The sequence below is a fragment of the Bacillus inaquosorum KCTC 13429 genome (assembly GCF_000332645.1).
Classification (GTDB): Bacteria; Bacillota; Bacilli; order Bacillales; family Bacillaceae; genus Bacillus; species Bacillus inaquosorum.
Genome location: NZ_AMXN01000002.1, coordinates 67,788 through 84,154 on the forward strand (window position 1 = coordinate 67,788; position 16,367 = coordinate 84,154).

At 47.4% G+C, this 16,367-nt stretch carries 16 protein-coding genes; 2 read left to right on the forward strand and 14 right to left on the reverse strand.

Features of this window, described 5'->3' with window-relative positions; all coding sequences use genetic code 11:
- Window positions 1-21: 21 nt before the first annotated feature.
- From lpdA to BSI_RS16245, 5 genes are all read right to left on the reverse strand, one after another.
- A complete protein-coding gene (gene lpdA / locus BSI_RS22420) occupies window positions 22-1,446 on the reverse strand; it encodes a dihydrolipoyl dehydrogenase (RefSeq protein WP_003236848.1) in 1,425 nt (474 codons plus the stop codon).
- Window positions 1,447-1,466: 20 nt separating this feature from the next.
- Complete coding sequence (buk, locus tag BSI_RS16260; protein WP_003236850.1) at window positions 1,467-2,558, reverse strand: butyrate kinase; 1,092 nt, start codon at window positions 2,556-2,558, stop codon at window positions 1,467-1,469.
- Between the two features lie 18 nt (window positions 2,559-2,576).
- Window positions 2,577-3,671 (reverse strand): branched-chain amino acid dehydrogenase, encoded by a 1,095-nt coding sequence (gene bcd / locus BSI_RS16255; protein ID WP_003236852.1) that lies wholly within the window; start codon window positions 3,669-3,671, stop codon window positions 2,577-2,579.
- A gap of 11 nt (window positions 3,672-3,682) precedes the next feature.
- Window positions 3,683-4,582: a phosphate butyryltransferase gene (yqiS, locus tag BSI_RS16250; RefSeq protein WP_003236853.1), complete on the reverse strand. Its 900-nt coding sequence runs from the start codon at window positions 4,580-4,582 to the stop codon at window positions 3,683-3,685.
- A gap of 124 nt (window positions 4,583-4,706) precedes the next feature.
- On the reverse strand, window positions 4,707-6,785 hold the full coding sequence (locus tag BSI_RS16245; protein ID WP_003236855.1) for a sigma-54 interaction domain-containing protein: 2,079 nt from the start codon (window positions 6,783-6,785) through the stop codon (window positions 4,707-4,709).
- A 152-nt stretch (window positions 6,786-6,937) separates the two neighbouring features.
- Here BSI_RS16245 and BSI_RS16240 point away from each other — a divergent pair, with 152 nt between their 5' ends.
- Window positions 6,938-7,174 carry a DUF2627 domain-containing protein gene (locus BSI_RS16240; protein ID WP_003236857.1) on the forward strand — a complete coding sequence of 79 codons (237 nt, stop codon included), beginning with the start codon at window positions 6,938-6,940 and terminating at the stop codon, window positions 7,172-7,174.
- Between the two features lie 42 nt (window positions 7,175-7,216).
- Here BSI_RS16240 and prpB read toward each other — a convergent pair whose 3' ends face one another.
- The 9 genes from prpB to yqiH all read right to left on the reverse strand — a co-directional run bounded on the left by prpB (window position 7,217) and on the right by yqiH (window position 15,839).
- Window positions 7,217-8,122, reverse strand: a complete 906-nt coding sequence (gene prpB, locus BSI_RS16235) for a methylisocitrate lyase (RefSeq protein ID WP_003236858.1) — start codon at window positions 8,120-8,122, stop codon at window positions 7,217-7,219.
- 16 nt (window positions 8,123-8,138) lie between these two features.
- A complete protein-coding gene (locus tag BSI_RS16230) occupies window positions 8,139-9,557 on the reverse strand; it encodes a bifunctional 2-methylcitrate dehydratase/aconitate hydratase (RefSeq protein WP_003236859.1) in 1,419 nt (472 codons plus the stop codon).
- 21 nt (window positions 9,558-9,578) lie between these two features.
- Entirely contained in the window at window positions 9,579-10,697 is a 1,119-nt protein-coding gene (gene mmgD, locus BSI_RS16225) for a citrate synthase (RefSeq protein ID WP_003236862.1), read from the reverse strand.
- 31 nt (window positions 10,698-10,728) lie between these two features.
- The gene (locus BSI_RS16220) at window positions 10,729-11,868 is read right to left on the reverse strand and encodes an acyl-CoA dehydrogenase (RefSeq protein WP_032731871.1); all 1,140 of its coding nucleotides are present in this window, start codon (window positions 11,866-11,868) and stop codon (window positions 10,729-10,731) included.
- A 27-nt stretch (window positions 11,869-11,895) separates the two neighbouring features.
- Window positions 11,896-12,759, reverse strand: coding sequence for a 3-hydroxybutyryl-CoA dehydrogenase (locus BSI_RS16215; RefSeq protein ID WP_003236866.1), 864 nt, complete (start codon window positions 12,757-12,759; stop codon window positions 11,896-11,898).
- Between the two features lie 24 nt (window positions 12,760-12,783).
- The gene (mmgA, locus tag BSI_RS16210; RefSeq protein WP_003236867.1) at window positions 12,784-13,965 is read right to left on the reverse strand and encodes an acetyl-CoA C-acetyltransferase; all 1,182 of its coding nucleotides are present in this window, start codon (window positions 13,963-13,965) and stop codon (window positions 12,784-12,786) included.
- A gap of 127 nt (window positions 13,966-14,092) precedes the next feature.
- Complete coding sequence (locus BSI_RS16205; RefSeq protein ID WP_003236869.1) at window positions 14,093-14,824, reverse strand: glycerophosphodiester phosphodiesterase; 732 nt, start codon at window positions 14,822-14,824, stop codon at window positions 14,093-14,095.
- A gap of 78 nt (window positions 14,825-14,902) precedes the next feature.
- The gene (locus tag BSI_RS16200) at window positions 14,903-15,523 is read right to left on the reverse strand and encodes an N-acetylmuramoyl-L-alanine amidase family protein (protein ID WP_080030792.1); all 621 of its coding nucleotides are present in this window, start codon (window positions 15,521-15,523) and stop codon (window positions 14,903-14,905) included.
- Window positions 15,524-15,542: 19 nt separating this feature from the next.
- Window positions 15,543-15,839 carry a lipoprotein YqiH gene (yqiH, locus tag BSI_RS16195; RefSeq protein ID WP_003236873.1) on the reverse strand — a complete coding sequence of 99 codons (297 nt, stop codon included), beginning with the start codon at window positions 15,837-15,839 and terminating at the stop codon, window positions 15,543-15,545.
- A gap of 327 nt (window positions 15,840-16,166) precedes the next feature.
- Between yqiH and BSI_RS22650 the strand changes: the two genes are divergently transcribed.
- The gene (locus BSI_RS22650) at window positions 16,167-16,301 is read left to right on the forward strand and encodes a hypothetical protein (protein ID WP_003236876.1); all 135 of its coding nucleotides are present in this window, start codon (window positions 16,167-16,169) and stop codon (window positions 16,299-16,301) included.
- The last annotated feature ends 66 nt before the right edge of the window (window positions 16,302-16,367 follow it).

The window sequence follows — 16,367 nt, forward strand, 5'->3', positions numbered from 1 at the left end:
TCAAGCCCCTCCTTTATGCTTTTAAAAATGAATGGCTTTGCCGTCTGCGGCAAGCGCTGCTTCTCCAATCGCTTCAGAAAGCGTCGGATGCGGGTGAATCGTTTGTCCGACCTCCCACGGCGTCGCATCCAGCACTTTGGCAAGACCAGCTTCTGAAATCATGTCGGTGACATGCGGGCCGATCATATGCACGCCGAGAATATCATCCGTATCACGATCCGCCACGATTTTTACAAATCCGTCGCTTTCACCGTATACAAGCGCTTTTCCAATTGCCATAAATGGGAACTTGCCGATCTTGACATTATGCCCCTTCGCCTTTGCCTCTTCTTCAGTTAAGCCGACACTGGCAGCTTCCGGGCTAGAGTAGATGCACTTCGGTACAAGCGTTGGATCAAGCGGATGCGGATTGAGACCTGCAAAATGCTCAACGGCAATGATTCCTTCATGTGATGCAACATGGGCTAACTGAAGGCCCCCGATCACGTCTCCGATTGCATAAATATGAGATTCCTTCGTTTGGCAGTTTTCATTGACTGAAATGACGCCATTTTCAGTGACAATATCGGTGTTTTCTATGCCGATGCCTTCGATATTTGCCTGTCTGCCGATGGAAACGAGCATTTTTTCAGCAGAGTAGGTAACGGTTTCTCCGTCTTTTTCCGCTTGTATGCTGATGTCGTCTGATGTTTTTGCCATTGTGTCAGGCAGCACTTTTGTGCCTGTAACGAACTGAATGCCTTTTTTCTTAAGAAGACTTTCCATTTCTTTTGAAATGTCTTGATCTTCAGTCGGCAATATGCGGTCCGCGTATTCAATAACCGTTACCTTCACGCCAAAATCATAAAGCATAGATGCCCATTCGATACCGATAACGCCTCCGCCGACGATGATGATCGATTTTGGCAGCTCTTCCATTTGGAGAGCCTCATCTGAAGTCAATACATGCTTGCCGTCTGCTTCAAGGCCCGGAAGCATTCTCGGTCTTGATCCTGTTGCAATGATGACTTGTTTCGGGATCAGCATGTCATTTTCTTCGCCATTTCCCCGCTCAACAGAAATCGTTCCCGGCAGCGGAGAGAAGATTGAAGGTCCGAGGATACGGCCATATCCGTTATACACGTCGATTTTTCCTTTTTTCATTAAATGATTCACACCTGCTGCAAGCTTATCAACAACAGCTTGCTTACGCTGCTGCACTTTTTCAAAGTTGAGGGACACGCCTTCCGTTTCCACTCCGAATTGGTCGGCTTCACGAGCAGTCCGATATACCTCTGCACTTCTAAGCAGCGCTTTACTCGGGATACAGCCTTTATGGAGACATGTTCCCCCGAGCTTTCCCTTTTCAACAACGGCTGTTTTTAAGCCGAGCTGAGCGGCTCTGATCGCCGCAACATAACCGCCGGTACCGCCGCCCAGAATGACTACGTCATACTCAGTTGCCATGGTGACTCACTCCTGTCTGTCTATTCAATACGATATTGTTTGGATTGCTCTTCGCCCAGCAATACCCTGAGCGCCCCTTGGGCCAGAGACTGCAGTTCATTTTCTCCCGGATAGACTAAAACGTCTGAAATCCAATCTATGTATGATCTGATACTGGAAACAAAGCTTTTGCCGTACGCAAGGCCTCCCGTCAGCACAATCGCTTCAACTTCGCCTTTTAATGCCGCGCTGGCTGCTCCGATTTCCTTTGCTACCTGATACGCCATGGCATCAAAAATGAAGCGGGCTTTTTCATCGCCACCCTGAATCATCTGTTCCACTTTTACTGCGTCATTCGTACCGAGATAGCCGAAAAGCCCGCCGGTGCCCACCAGTTTTTTCATGATTTCTTCTTTTGTATACTGTCCTGAAAAACATAAATCCACAAGATCTCCCGCAGGCACTGTTCCTGCACGTTCAGGACTGAATGGCCCCTCTCCGTGAAGACCATTATTGACATCGACCACTCGCCCGTGGTCATGGACGCCAATTGTAATACCGCCGCCCATATGGGTAATAATCATTTTCATGTTCTCATATCGTTTGCCAAGAGAGGCTGCCGCCTTACGGGCGACAGCTTTTTGGTTTAACGCATGAAAAATGCTTTTCCGTTCAATCTCAGGCATGCCTGAGATTTTTGCGAGCACTGACATTTCGTCTACGACAACAGGGTCGACGATATATGAAGGAATATTCAGGCCGTCAGCGATTTCACGCGCGATAATGCCGCCTAGATTAGAAGCATGCTGGCCGGCGTAGCCGCTTTTCAAGTCCTTAATCATGTCATCGTTCACTTCGTAAGTTCCGCCTTCAATTGGCCGGAGAAGGCCGCCTCTGGCGCAGACTGCATCAAACTTTGAGATATTGATTCCCTGTTCATGAAGCGTTTCGAGAATATGGTGTTTGCGGAATTCATACTGATCAATAATATGGTCAAATCGCTGCAGCTCTTCTATGTTGTGTCTCAATGTTTTTTCAAAAATGCTTCGTTCGTTATGAAAAACACCGATTTTCGTTGAAGTTGAGCCTGGATTAATTGTGAGAATGCGTTTTTCATCATGTAGCACTTTCATAACCTCCAGATCAATTTCTTAACGTCTGCTTAATACACTGTGGCCGTTTTGTAAAAACTGGCTTCTTGAGCGGCGCATGCGTTCAATCCGTTCCTCTGCCAAGCGGTCAGCCGCTAAATACGTCGGAATGCCGTCACGCTGAGAAATTTCAAGTACACGCTCAATATTGCCGTAAATGCCTTCAACTTTCTTCAATGCGCGTTCCGCATTATAGCCGTAAAGCTCATCTGCAACGTTGATGACGCCGCCAGCGTTAATGACATAATCCGGCGCGTAAACGATGCCCATTTCATGAATTTGATCGCCATGACGTGTTTCTTTTAATTGGTTGTTCGCTGCACCCGCGATGACTTTCGCCTTCAGCTGTTTAATAGTGTCGTCGTTGATTGTCGCACCAAGGGCACACGGCGCATAAATATCGCAGTCTTGTGAATAAATCTCTTCCGGATCAACCGCACGGGCGCCAAAATCTTCAACTGCGCGCTGTACTGATTGTTTGTTGATATCCGTAACGATTAAGTTTGCCCCTTCCTCATGCAGGTGGCGGCATAGGTTGTAGGCTACGTTCCCTACACCCTGCACAGCGATCGTTTTCCCTTCAAGAGAGTCAGTTCCGAAAGCAGCTTTAGCGGCTGCTTTCATTCCTCTGTACACTCCGTACGCTGTAACTGGAGATGGATTTCCAGAAGAGCCGAAAGCAGGAGAAATCCCTGTGACATAGTCTGTTTCATCATGAATGATGTCCATATCCTCAACTGTTGTGCCCACATCTTCAGCTGTAATGTATCTGCCGTTCAGTCCTTGAATATAGCGGCCAAACGCGCGGAACATTTCTTCATTTTTGTCTTTTCGCGGATCGCCGATAATCACTGTTTTTCCGCCGCCAAGGTTTAAGCCTGCTGCCGCGTTTTTATAGGTCATGCCTCTTGCCAGTCTAAGCGCGTCTTCAATCGCCGCTTCTTCATTCTCATATGTCCACATTCTCGTTCCGCCAAGCGCCGGACCGAGCGTTGTATCATGAATCGCGATAATCGCTTTTAAGCCTGATTGTTCATCTTGACAGAACACCAATTGTTCGTAATCGTATTTCTCCATATATTTAAAAAGTTCCATGTTCGTTCCTCCTAATGTGTGTATTCTTCAGATGCGCATATTGCCAGCGCAATGGAATACAGTTTATTTTCAGCGGAGTCCGCTCTGCTCGTTAAGGCAATCGGCGCTTTTGCTCCTGTAATTACAGCCGCCACGCTGGCCTTCGCAAAATAAATCAGTGATTTATATAAAATATTGCCGGCCTCAATTGTTGGGACGAGAAGGATATCAGCGCTGCCCGCTACATCTCCCGAAATCTTTTTCTGGGCTGCGGCAATTTGTGATACTGCGTTATCCAAAGCAAGCGGTCCATCAACAATGCAGCCTTTGATTTGGCCTCTTTTGTACATTTGAGCAAGAGCAGCTGCATTCACTGTCGCTTCCATTTTCGGGTTCACCGTTTCAACTGCTGCCAGAGCTGCTGCTTTTGGCATATTGTTCCCTACTGCGTGGGCCACATGAACGGCATTTTGCAAAATCTGCCGAAGCTCTTCCAGCGAAGGGGCAATATTCATTGCCGAATCTGTCACAAACATCAATCTGTCAAAGTCCGGTATATCAAACACAGCCACGTGGGAAAGGATACTGGATGACCGAAGCCCCTCCTGTCTGTTCAACACCGCTTTAAGCAAAACAGAAGTCGGCACATTGCCTTTCATTAAAACATCCGCTGATTTGTGATGCACAGCACGAACCGCTAATTTTGCCGATTCCTCAGGCGTATCGGCATGAACGATTTCCACTTGATGCCCTTGCATAGATGCTGTCAGATCGTTCAGTTTTTTGCTGTCGCCCGTTAACAAAAAACGAGCGGATAGATGCTCGGCTGCCAGCTTTACTGCCCGGATCACTTCCTCATCCTCAGCATGGGCAACCGCAATGGTCTTGTTTTTGTACATCGACGCTTTGCCGATTAAATCTTTCAGCTTCATCTGTTACCACCTTTCTTATTTCGACTCCGCCTTTTATTATGCAAGTTCCATGCCAGCTCCTCACCTTGCTGTCATACCAGATGTAATGAAAAATCCGTGCAGATGTTTGCGTTTATTCTGCAAATTATTGCATGCCTTCATTTGCAAGGCCGTATTTATCCATTTTGTAATATAAATTCCGTATGCTGACACCGAGGGCTTTCGCTGTTTTTGTCCGGTTAAAATGATGCTTTTCGAGCGTTTGCTGGATTAAATGCGCTTCAAATTTTTCTACTGCGACAGACAGCTTTTCGCCTTCAATATCCGGAAAATCAAAACCTGTCCCCTGCTCTGTATCACTTTCTTTTTGTTCAAGTTCGAAAACAGGCAAGTGATCTTTTTCAATCCATTCCATATGCGGATTTAGAAATATCATGGCTCGTCCAAGGACATTTTCCAGCTCGCGGACATTCCCAGGCCAATGGTACGCGGATAAGGTACGCACGGCTTGCTGTGAGAGCCCCTTTACATTCCTGCCGTAATCCCGGTTGATCTTTTGGATAAGCCTGACGCTTAATGCCTCAATGTCTTCCAGCCGCTGCCGTAAAGGCGGGATGGAGATGGGATAGCGGTTGATCCTGTAATACAGGTCTTCGCGGAACGTTCCATCCGCCATCGCCTTTTCGATATTTACATTTGTCGCCGCGATTACTCTGACATTAACAGGGATTGCTTTCGTGCCGCCCACTCTGACGATTTCTTTCTCTTGAAGGACGCGGAGCAATTTCGCCTGCATATTTTGTGTCAGCTCACCGATTTCATCTAAGAAAATACTGCCGTTATTGGCTTCTTCAAATAAGCCCTTTTTACCGCCTCGCTTCGCTCCTGAAAACGCACCATCCTCATAGCCGAACAATTCAGATTCGAGAAGGTTTTCAGAAAGGGCTGCGCAATTCACGCGAATAAATTTATTGAATTTCCGGTCGCTTTCGTTATGGATGGCATGGGCGAACAGTTCTTTTCCTGTTCCTGATTCCCCGCGCAGCAAAATGGTAGCCGGCGTTTTCGCCCCTAGCTTCGCCTGCTCAAGCGCAACCAGCATTTGCTCGCTTGTGCCGATAATGTCGTCGAAAGTGTATTTCGCTTCAAGCGTGCGAATGATTTGTCTGGCCCGATTAAGCTCCGCAGTCAGCATTTTAATTTCAGACACATCATGAATCACACCGACGCTGCCTTTCAAAATCCCGTCTACAATCACCGGAGCTACATTGACGATGACTTCTTTTTCATTGGGGCCGACCTTCATTCTGACACCGCGGACAGGGCGTCTTGTTTCAAGCACCTTTAAGTGCATGCTTTCGCCTTCAGAAATATCAGTGTTTGCAGGCTTGCCGATGACTTCTTTTTCAGAAAGCCCCGTCATTTTCGTATATGCTTTATTGATCAAAAGGCCAATACCGTTTTCATCAACGACAGAAATCGCCTCATCGGAGGATTGAATAATCGCCTCCAGCATCGTACGGACCTGCTTTAAATTTGTCACTTCCTCTGCCAGCTCGACAGCATCGGTGATATCTTTAAACACACAAAGCGCCCCGAGCAGACGTCCGCCTTCATCAATAATCGGCAGCCTAGTGGTCACAATTTGCAAATGATCGCCTAAAAGCTGCTTCTGGTTATATTCAGGCTCTCTCGTTTTTAAAATCCGCGGCATCTTTGTGCTCGGAATGACTTCTTTTATCGGTCGCCCGATGACTTCCTCGCGTTTTTTCCCGACCATTTTTTCGGCCATATGGTTAAAGAGAATGATTTCTTCATTGATATCAATGAAAATCATTCCGTCATGAGTGGAATTAAAAATTCTATCGTGTTTATATGTTTGCTCTTTCAGCATTTGAATCAGATGCTGCTTTTCTTCCATCAGCTGAAAAACGATGTACGCCATTTTTCCCGGCATGACAATGGTCTCTTCATGCTTTTCCTGAAGGAGTGCGTCAAACACGGCTTGATCGCCGGTGGTATGAATGACGATATCCGGTTTTTGTTGTATGTAAGGTTTCCAATCAGATGAAACGGCAATTCCATACCGTTCTGCTTCTTTCAATCCCGGCGCCTCGGGGTCTTTGTCAACCACGGCAATGATTTCTATGACGGCTGTTTTGATCAAAATATGTAATAACGCCGTTCCCCTTTTGCCGGCACCTACAATCAGTACCTTTTGCATCCCGTTACCCCTTTGTATGAAAAAATTTGCACACCTATTTATTCCGTTGCAATAATTTGCACAACCCTATGTTACCACGTTTTCTTCTCTTGACAAAATATTTTTTCCGCTGGACAATAAAGGAAATGAAAAGATAAAGGAGTTTTCTGAGGATGAGCCGACTTCTTGCGCTTTTGATATTAGTCCTCCCCGGCGCCATTTCCGCTTTAGGCATTAAACTGATGAGAGATACGCTTTTCGGCCATACGATAAAGCCATTTGCAGCTCTTTGGCTCCAAGGTTTGTCAGGATTCATCTTTTTTGCGTTCGGCCTTTATGTGCTGGCCGGGTTCATTTTATACAGAGACAGAAAACGCAATCAAGTCAGCCCGCGATTCAGAAAACGATAGCTGCAAAAAAGCCGGAGAACGCCCCGGCTTTTTTGATCAAAACTATTCGTCAGGCAAAACGGTTTTGGCAATCGTTTTATCTAACGCTTCATAGTCATAGTAAGAAATCGTATCGTACAGTTCTTTTCGTGTCTGCATATCATGCAGGCCTTCTTTTTGCGAGCCGTGCTCCTGAATCAAACCAAACATCCGCTCATAAGCTTTTGCCGCCGCTCGAAGCGATGTGACAGGATAAATCACCATGTGAAACCCCATATCTTCGAATTCATCGGCACGATAATACGGCGTTTTCCCAAACTCGGTCATATTCGCAAGGAGCGGAACGGAGATGCGCTCAGCAAACTGGCGGAATTCGTCCTCCTCCTGAAGCGCTTCCGGGAAAATCGCGTCCGCTCCAGCCTCAATGTAAGCCGCTGACCGTTTCATCGCGGCATCAAGCCCTTCCTGCGCCCTGGCATCAGTACGGGCAACAACGACAAGGGAGGGCGCCGCTTGTTTGATCGCTTTTATTTTTTGCGCCATCTCCTTTATCGGAACAAGCTGTTTGCCATTTAAATGCCCGCATTTTTTCGGAAGCTGCTGGTCCTCTATTTGAACGGCGGCTACTCTGGCTTCTAGCATCTCACGGGCGGTTCGGGCGGCATTTAACACACCGCCAAATCCCGTATCGATATCAACAAGCAGAGGCAGATCAGCTGCGCGCACAAGATCCTTGGCCCGATCAGCCATCTCTGCCGACGTGATGATCCCTAAATCAGGAAGCCCCCTGCTGGCTGTATATGCCGCACCTGACAAATAAATAGCAGAAAAACCGGCCTCCTTCGCAAGCAAGGCGGCCATTCCGTCATGAGCGCCGGGAATTTGCAGAATGTCCGGTGCTGACATCAGCTTGCGGAAACGTCCGGCAAGCTCCTCTTGTGACGATTGCTTATTGACGATCCACGACATGACACAAGTCCTCCTTTTACATGCAGAACATATCTACGAATTCATTTACGCGCATCGTTTGTAATGTCTCATAGTTAGTACAGTGCTCATAAATGTGTTTGTACTGTTTATCAGAAAAATGGGTTTTGAGATTGGCAGAAAACTTTTCCATCAGTTTCGGCACTGCCTCGTCTCTTCGAAAACGGTGGCCGAGCGGAAATTCACATTCCACCATCTCCGTGCTCGTTCCGTCTTTAAAATGAATTTGAACGGCGTTTGAAATGGAACGCTTGTCGGGTTTCAGGTAATCCTCGGTATATACTTTATTTTCAGTCACTTCCATTTTACCCCGAAGTTTATCTATTCTCGGATCAATCGCTGTTTCAGCCTCATAATGCTGCGCTGTGATATCACCAAAAAGCAAACCGATTGCTGTGATGTATTGAAGGCAGTGATCACGATCTGCCGGATTGTGAAGCGGGCCTTTTTTATCAATGATTCGGATAGCGGATTCATGCGTTCTGATGACAACACGGTCAATCTCATCAATCCGGTCCTTTACCTGCGGATGAAGAATGACAGCACACTCTGCCGCTGTCTGAGCGTGAAATTCCGCAGGATAAGACACTTTAAATAACACATTTTCCATAACATAAGCGTCTAGCGGGCGGGCGAGTTTGATCTCTTGCTTATTGAATAGAACGTCTTGGAAGCCCCATCCCGGTGCGCTCAAAGCTGTCGGATAACCCATTTCCCCTTTTAACGCCATCAGCGCCAAATGAACACCTCTGCTCGTTGCGTCTCCTGCCGCCCACGATTTGCGCGAGCCGGTATTCGGTGAATGCCGGTATGTCCTCAAGGCTGCATTGTCAATCCATGCATTCGAAAGCGCATTTTTGATTTCTTCCCTTCCGCCGCCCAAAAGCTTAGCTGCAACAGCAGCTGTCGCAACTTTAACAAACAGAACATGATCAAGGCCAACTCGGTTTAAGCTGTTTTCTAATGCCAGCACACCTTGAATCTCGTGTGCTTTGATCATCATTTCAAGTACGTCTCGTACCGTTAAAGGCTCTTTTCCTTCAGACAGTCTTACTCTCGATACATAATCGGCAACGGCAAGGATTCCTCCCAGATTATCGGACGGATGCCCCCACTCCGCCGCCAGCCACGTATCATTGTAATCGAGCCAGCGGATCATGCAGCCGATATTAAACGCTGCCCTCACAGGATCGAGAACATATGACGTTCCCGGTACTTTGCTTCCATTCGGCACAATCGTTCCGGGAACAATCGGGCCGAGCAGCTTTGTGCATTCGGGATACCGGAGCGCCAAAATCCCGCAGCCCAGCGTATCCAGCAACACATGCCCTGCTGTTGTATACGCCTCGGAGCTTGTAATCTCTTTCTCAAGCACATAGTCTGTGATTTCTTCAATGATATGATCCGTTTTCAGCATTCTACCAGTTCCTTTCATCATTTATGATTCGGCCTGATGGCGCGGGCCCATATAGCTGACACGAGGACGGAAAAGGCGGTTATTGGAATGCTGCTCAATTACATGGGCGCATAAACCGGACGTTCTCGCGCTGAAAAAGACAGGCGTATACAAAGGAATCGGTATGCCAAGCATCCAGTACACCGGGGCAGCATAGTAATCCAAATTCGGGTAAAGCCCTTTTTCCTTCTCCATCAGCCGCTCGCCCGCTTCACACATCTCGTATAAACGATAGTCTCCGGCTTTATCGCATAATTGCTGCAGCGCTTCTTTCATTATGAGTGCTCTCGGGTCCATTTTTTTCATATACACCCGGTGGCCGAATCCCATAATTTTTTCTTTTCTTTTCAGTTTCGTTTGCAGAAGCTGCTCAAACTCGGACGGTGTTTTCGCATCCAAAAGCATATACATCACGGCTTCGTTTGCTCCTCCGTGAAGATTCCCTTTCAGGGAGGCGACAGCTCCTGTTAAAGCGCCATAAAGATCTGAATGTGTAGAAGCGATGACCCTGGCCGCAAATGTTGAATTCGGCATCTCATGCTCACTGTACAAGACGAGGGACCGATCAAAAATCTGCTCTTCCAGTGAGGACGGCAATTTCCCTGTCATCATGTATAGAAAATTTGCACTGTAGGATAGGGTTTGAAGCGGAAGAATCGGCTCTTTCTTATTGATGATCCTGTAGCTGGCAGCAGTGAGGGCAGGCATTTTCCCCAGAAGCTGATAGGCGCGTTCTTTGTTTGCAGAAGGAGACCGATCATCAATTTGCCGATCATAGCCGGCAAGTGCTGACAGTCCGGTCCGCAGGCTATCCATTGGATGAGTGTGCTCAGGGAGCAGCTCAAGCAGGCGGAGATGATCAGCCGGCAAGCTTGATGCGCTGTTTATTTTTCTTTCCAGCGTTTCCGTTTCACTTTCTTCCGGCAGCCTGCCCTCCAGCAATAAATGGACAAGCTCCAGGTAGCTTTTTGTTTTAGAAAGATCAATTAAATCATAACCTCGTATCAAAATCTGGCTGAACTGCGTGTCAAGATAAGAAATATGAGTTTCTGCCGCGATCACACCGTCCAAACCTGGAGAATAATGCTGTTTCTCCTCCATATCCTCAACCTCCGTTTTGCGTTTTTGTCTATCAGATTCCGCCAAGCAAATGCTTGGAAATAATCAGTCTTTGAATTTCGTTCGTCCCTTCATAGATTTGCGTCACCTTTGCATCGCGAAGCAGCCGCTCGACCGGATAATCCTTCATATAGCCGTATCCCCCGTAAATTTGGACGGCGTCTAACGCCGCCTTTACCGCGGAATCGGATGCAAATTGTTTAGCCATAGATGCTTCTTTTCCGCAGGCCAAGCCGCGGTTATGAAGGTCTGCCGCGTGATAAACAAGATGCCTTGCCGCCTCAGCCCTTGTCGCCATGTCAGCCAGCTTAAACGATATGCCTTGATTGGCTGCGATAGGCCTTCCAAATTGCATTCTCTGTTTCGCGTAATGAACGGCATGCTCAAGCGCCGCCTCTGCAATCCCAAGCGCCTGTGCCCCAATGCCGATGCGGCCGACATTTAAATTCGCCATGGCAATGTGAAATCCATCCCCCTCTTTGCCAAGCAAATTTTCTTCAGGCACTTCTGCATTGTCAAAAATCAGTTCCGTCGTATTGGAGCCATAGAGCCCCAGCTTTTTTTCTTTTTTTCCAACGGTAAAACCAGGGGTGTTTTTTTCAACGATAAAAGCCGAAATCCCGTGCCTGCCTTGATCTGGAGCTGTTAAAGCAAACGTGATATAGATATCGGCGGCTCCGCCGTTCGTAATAAATATTTTCGATCCGTTTAATAGGTATTTGCCGTTCTTTTTGATTGCTACTGTGCGAAGGCTTCCGGCATCCGACCCCGAGTGAGGCTCCGTCAGCGCAAATGCGCCCAAATGGTCTCCTGAAGCGAGCTTCGGTATATATTTCATCTTCTGTTCTTCGTTGCCGAAGTACAGAATCGGATTTGTGCCGACTGAGGTATGAACGGAAAGAATGACACCGACAGCCGCGCTGATTTTAGAAATCTCATGAATCGCCAAAATATAAGAAACAATATCCGCCCCAGCGCCGCCGTATTGCTCCGGTACCGGTATTCCCATCAGACCATGTTCACCCATTTTTTTGATCAGCTGAGACGGAAATTCGTCCGTTTTCTCCATGATTTCCGCAGCAGGAGCAATTTCTTTTCGGGCAAAATCACGCACCATTTTTCGCATCATGACCTGCTCTTGGGTTATATGCAACTCGGCCACCCCCGGATGGAATTGACTTCAGGAAGTCCTCTCCTCATATTGATAAAAACCGCGTCCGCTCTTTTTGCCAAGCCAGCCCGCTTTGACATATTTGCGAAGCAGCGGGCAAGGACGGTATTTGGAATCACCAAGGCCGGAATGAAGAACTTCCATAATCGATAAACACGTATCAAGCCCGATAAAATCCGCTAATGTAAGCGGCCCCATCGGATGATTCATGCCCAGCTTCATCACCTCGTCTATTGCCTCCGGCTTCGCCACTCCCTCATACACACAATAGATCGCTTCATTAATCATCGGAAGAAGAACGCGATTGGAAACAAACCCCGGAAAATCATTAACTTCTACCGGTGTTTTCCCCATCTTTTCCGCTAATCCCATAACATCTAAGGCTGTTTCTTCTGACGTAGCCAAGCCGCGTATCACTTCTACCAGCTTCATCACAGGAACGGGATTCATAAAGTGCATGCCAATGACTCGGTCAGGCCGGTTTGTCACAGCAGCGATTTCTGTAATAGGCAAGGAGGATGTATTGCTGGCCAAAATCGTATGAGGCGGGCAAATGTGATCAAGTGTTTTAAACATCTCGGTTTTCGCTGTCATGTTTTCTGCGATAGCCTCAATCACAATGTCCGCATGCTTTGCCTCCTCAAGCGTTTGAGAGAGCGAAATGCGGCTGATCACACTCTTTAATTCCGCTTCGGTCTTTCTTCCTTTCTCAGCATCACGGGTCAGCTGTTTCTTCAACCGCTTCAATCCTGCCTCCGCAGCCTCCGGGTTCACATCGTACATTCGCACATAAAAGCCTGCGTCAGCAGCTGTTTGAGCAATTCCGCTTCCCATCTGTCCTGCGCCAGCTACCATGATTTGTTTCATTTCCATTCAAATCCCCTTTTTCGTCATGTTTTAATGGACCTGCACTAAGACGGCGTCCCCCTGAGCCGCACCGCTGCAAATGGCGGCAACGCCCAGTCCCCCTCCCCGGCGCTTTAATTCGTAAACAAGCGTCATGAGAATTCTCGCCCCGCTTGCGCCAATCGGGTGGCCGAGCGCGATCGCACCGCCGTTCACATTTACTTTTTCAAGATCGAAACCGACGATTTTTTTGCATGTCAAAACAACAGAAGCAAACGCTTCATTTACTTCAAACAAGTCAATATCTCGGACGGTTAAACCGGTCTTTTTCAGCAGCTTATTGATTGCAAACCCCGGTGCTGCCGCTAGCTCGTGCGCTTGCATTCCCATAGTAGAAAAACCAAGAATTGTAGCCAGAGGCCGTTTGCCAAGCGCAGCAGCTTTGTCCTCAGACATCAGCACGAACGCACCGGCTCCGTCATTGACTCCGGGAGCATTTCCGGCTGTGACGGAACCGTCACTTGTATAAATCGGAGAAAGTTGTGCAAGCTGATCCAGACTTGTGTCACGCCGAATCGCTTCATCTTTGTCAACAATGTTTGTTTTTCCTTTTCGTCCGATCCAGCTGACAGGAACAATTTCATCCTGAAGCTTTCCTTCATCAGCTGCCTTAGCTGCCCGCGCATGACTTCTTAGCGCCCATTCATCCTGCTCCCTGCGTGAGATTCCATATTCCTTGGCCGCTGTATTTCCGTGAACAGCCATATGCACCTCGTCAAACGCGCACGTTAACCCGTCATAAACCATTAAATCTCTAAGCTCCCCATCTCCCATCCGCGCTCCCCAGCGCCCGGCGGGAACAGCATACGGAATATTGCTCATGCTTTCCATTCCCCCGGCAACAAGAATGTCCGCATCTTGCGCCCGGATCATTTGATCACATAGGGTGACCGCTCGAAGTCCGGATGCGCAGACTTTATTCAGCGTTTCTGACGGCACACTCCAAGGCATTCCAGCCAGACGGGCAGCTTGCCGGGAAGGTATCTGCCCTGAGCCGGCTTGAACAACCATGCCCATGACAGTTCCTTCCGCATCGTCTCCAGAGACTCCAGCGCGATGTAACGCCTCCTTCATCGCAACGCCCCCAAGCTCAGCAGCTTTCACCTCTTTCAACGCCCCGCCGAATTTGCCAAATGGTGTTCTTGCGGCACTTACAATGACTGTTTTCCTCATGGTTTCACCTCATTCAGAAGATAGACAGCGCTTACAATTTCTAGTTGTCTTTTATGAATGTATGCTTTGAAACGGGCATGAATGAATGAAAAAAGAAGGCTGCGCCAACAGCCTCCTTCTAAAACAACTATTTATTTTTTAACAATGCCAAAGCCTTTGCAGGAAAATCGGTGAAAATGCCGTCTTCTCCCGCTTCAAAGAGGCGCTTCATATCTTCCGGCCGATTGACTGTATACGGCCTTACCTTGATCGAACTGTTCCTCATTTTCTTCAGTACTTTATCCGCTGTTGCCGGGCTGTTTAGCTTGGGGTGATAGCCAGAAGCCGGAATTGATGTGATATACCGATCTGCCTGATATAGCACATCTGAAGTCAATGCCGCCCGTTCGATATGGGGTGCAAGCCGGGCGCATAGCGCCAAGCTTTCATGGTTAAATGTGGACAGGATGACTCTTTCCTCTATATTGAATCGTTTCACTGCCTCCAGCACTTTTTCTTCCATTCCTTCATAACGGATCACGCTGTTTTTTAATTCAATGTTGATGAGAAAATTCTTTTTTTCTGCCCACGAGAGCACGTCTTCAAGCAGCGGCACTTTGATATCATTGTCCATTTGATTGTGATTTGCTGCCGCATTTGCCGTTTTTATCACATCATACGCTGTATCCTTCACGAATCCTTTGAGCGATGTCGTCCGGTCGAGTCTTTCATCATGGATCACAACAATGCGTCCGTCTTTTGTCAGCTGTACATCAAGCTCTATTCCGTCTGCTCCGGCTTCAATTCCTTTTTCAAATGCAAGCATTGTATTTTCGGGAAATTGACCTGATGCCCCCCGATGGGCAAAAATCTTTGTCATCGTTTCACCTCAAGCCCTAACGTTTTCTCCATTATACTGATTTTGGCGTTTCCACTCTAGGATTAAGGCTATATCAATCTACTGTTCGTAATAAGAATCAATACCGTTGACAATCGCATCCGCGGCCTTTTGCTGGTATTCTTCGCTTCCGAGCTTGTCCGCGTCAGAGCTGTTTGTGATAAATCCAAGCTCCGCCAGCACACTCGGCATTTGTGAATATGTAATGACGTAAAAGTCTGATTCCTTCACGCCTCTGTCTCTTGTCTGTAAGGATGAGACGAGCTGTGATTGAATATCGGCGGCCAGACGCCGGCTGTTTTCCCCTTCATAATCAGATTGAAAATACGTTTCTGTTCCTGAAGCTGAAGCAACCCCGGAATTCACATGAATGCTGACAAAAAGATCGGCGTGATTGGCACTTGCCTTTGCCACTCTGTCCTCCAAGGTCAGAAAATGATCGTCTGACCTAGACGCAACAGGATTGGCTCCCTCCGCTTTTAGCTTGTCCGTCACATGCTCGGAAACTGCTAAATTAATATCCTTTTCAAAGAGCCCGTTCCCGACTGCTCCGCTGTCTTCACCGCCGTGTCCGGCATCAATGTATACTGTTTTCCCTTCTATCGGCTCTGCAGCCTGTGCACAAGGCGCGAGCGTCAAAGCCAATCCGCATAGCGCCAAGCTCCTCCATAACATTCTCAACTTTCTCCCTCCGGTCTTTTTATGACGAATTCTTCTGCAGCTGAATATCTTCCAGTTGTAAGGTTCCATTACCCTTTTTTATATATTTCACCTGGACATTTGTGTGATCTGGCAGTGATTCACATTCATCACGTTTATCCTTCGGAACTTGTATCATGGTTTCTTCTCCGTTAAGGGAAACCGCGATCGTATGAGGATCAGCCGAGCCAATGTATTTTCCCTCTTCGGTAAACCTTGGGGCTGAGTCATCCGCACTTGCAATACTGCACCCTGAGAGAAGGAGCACAGTAAACAGCAAAAGAGCCGTTTGTTTCACATGATCACCTCTTCCTGATGTTTGGCTTTTATCTTTGACCAGAATGGCAGATTTGTAAAGATGTTGTGAAAGCAGGCGATGAAGTTCCATGATTTTCAAAAGGGCTATCCGACCTGATCATTTCCTGTTGTTAGAAAGAAAGCAATCGCATTTGTCTATGAGGATGGCTCTAATTGAGGCACATATTAGAAAAAATTAACGGAAAGAAGCAACTTTTTATTCATTTTGAAAAAATGTGAGGAATGAGGTGAGCAAATCGTTTGACGGCTGAATCAGCCAGGCGTAACCTTTTAAAGGATATTCACTTTACAGAAAGAAGTTACACCCATGAAAAAATTCGTTCTGCTGCTCGCTGCAGCAGTCATCACTTGCACCATCGGCCACCAAATCAGCGGCGGCTACAAAGCCCCCGAAAAAGAGCGCAGAAAACATCACTCTGTACTCAAGATATTCAGCCGGTAAAGCAGATCAATTGCATTAATTTTTACATATAGGCTAGAATATGTGCGAATCCAAACGAAAGAAGAT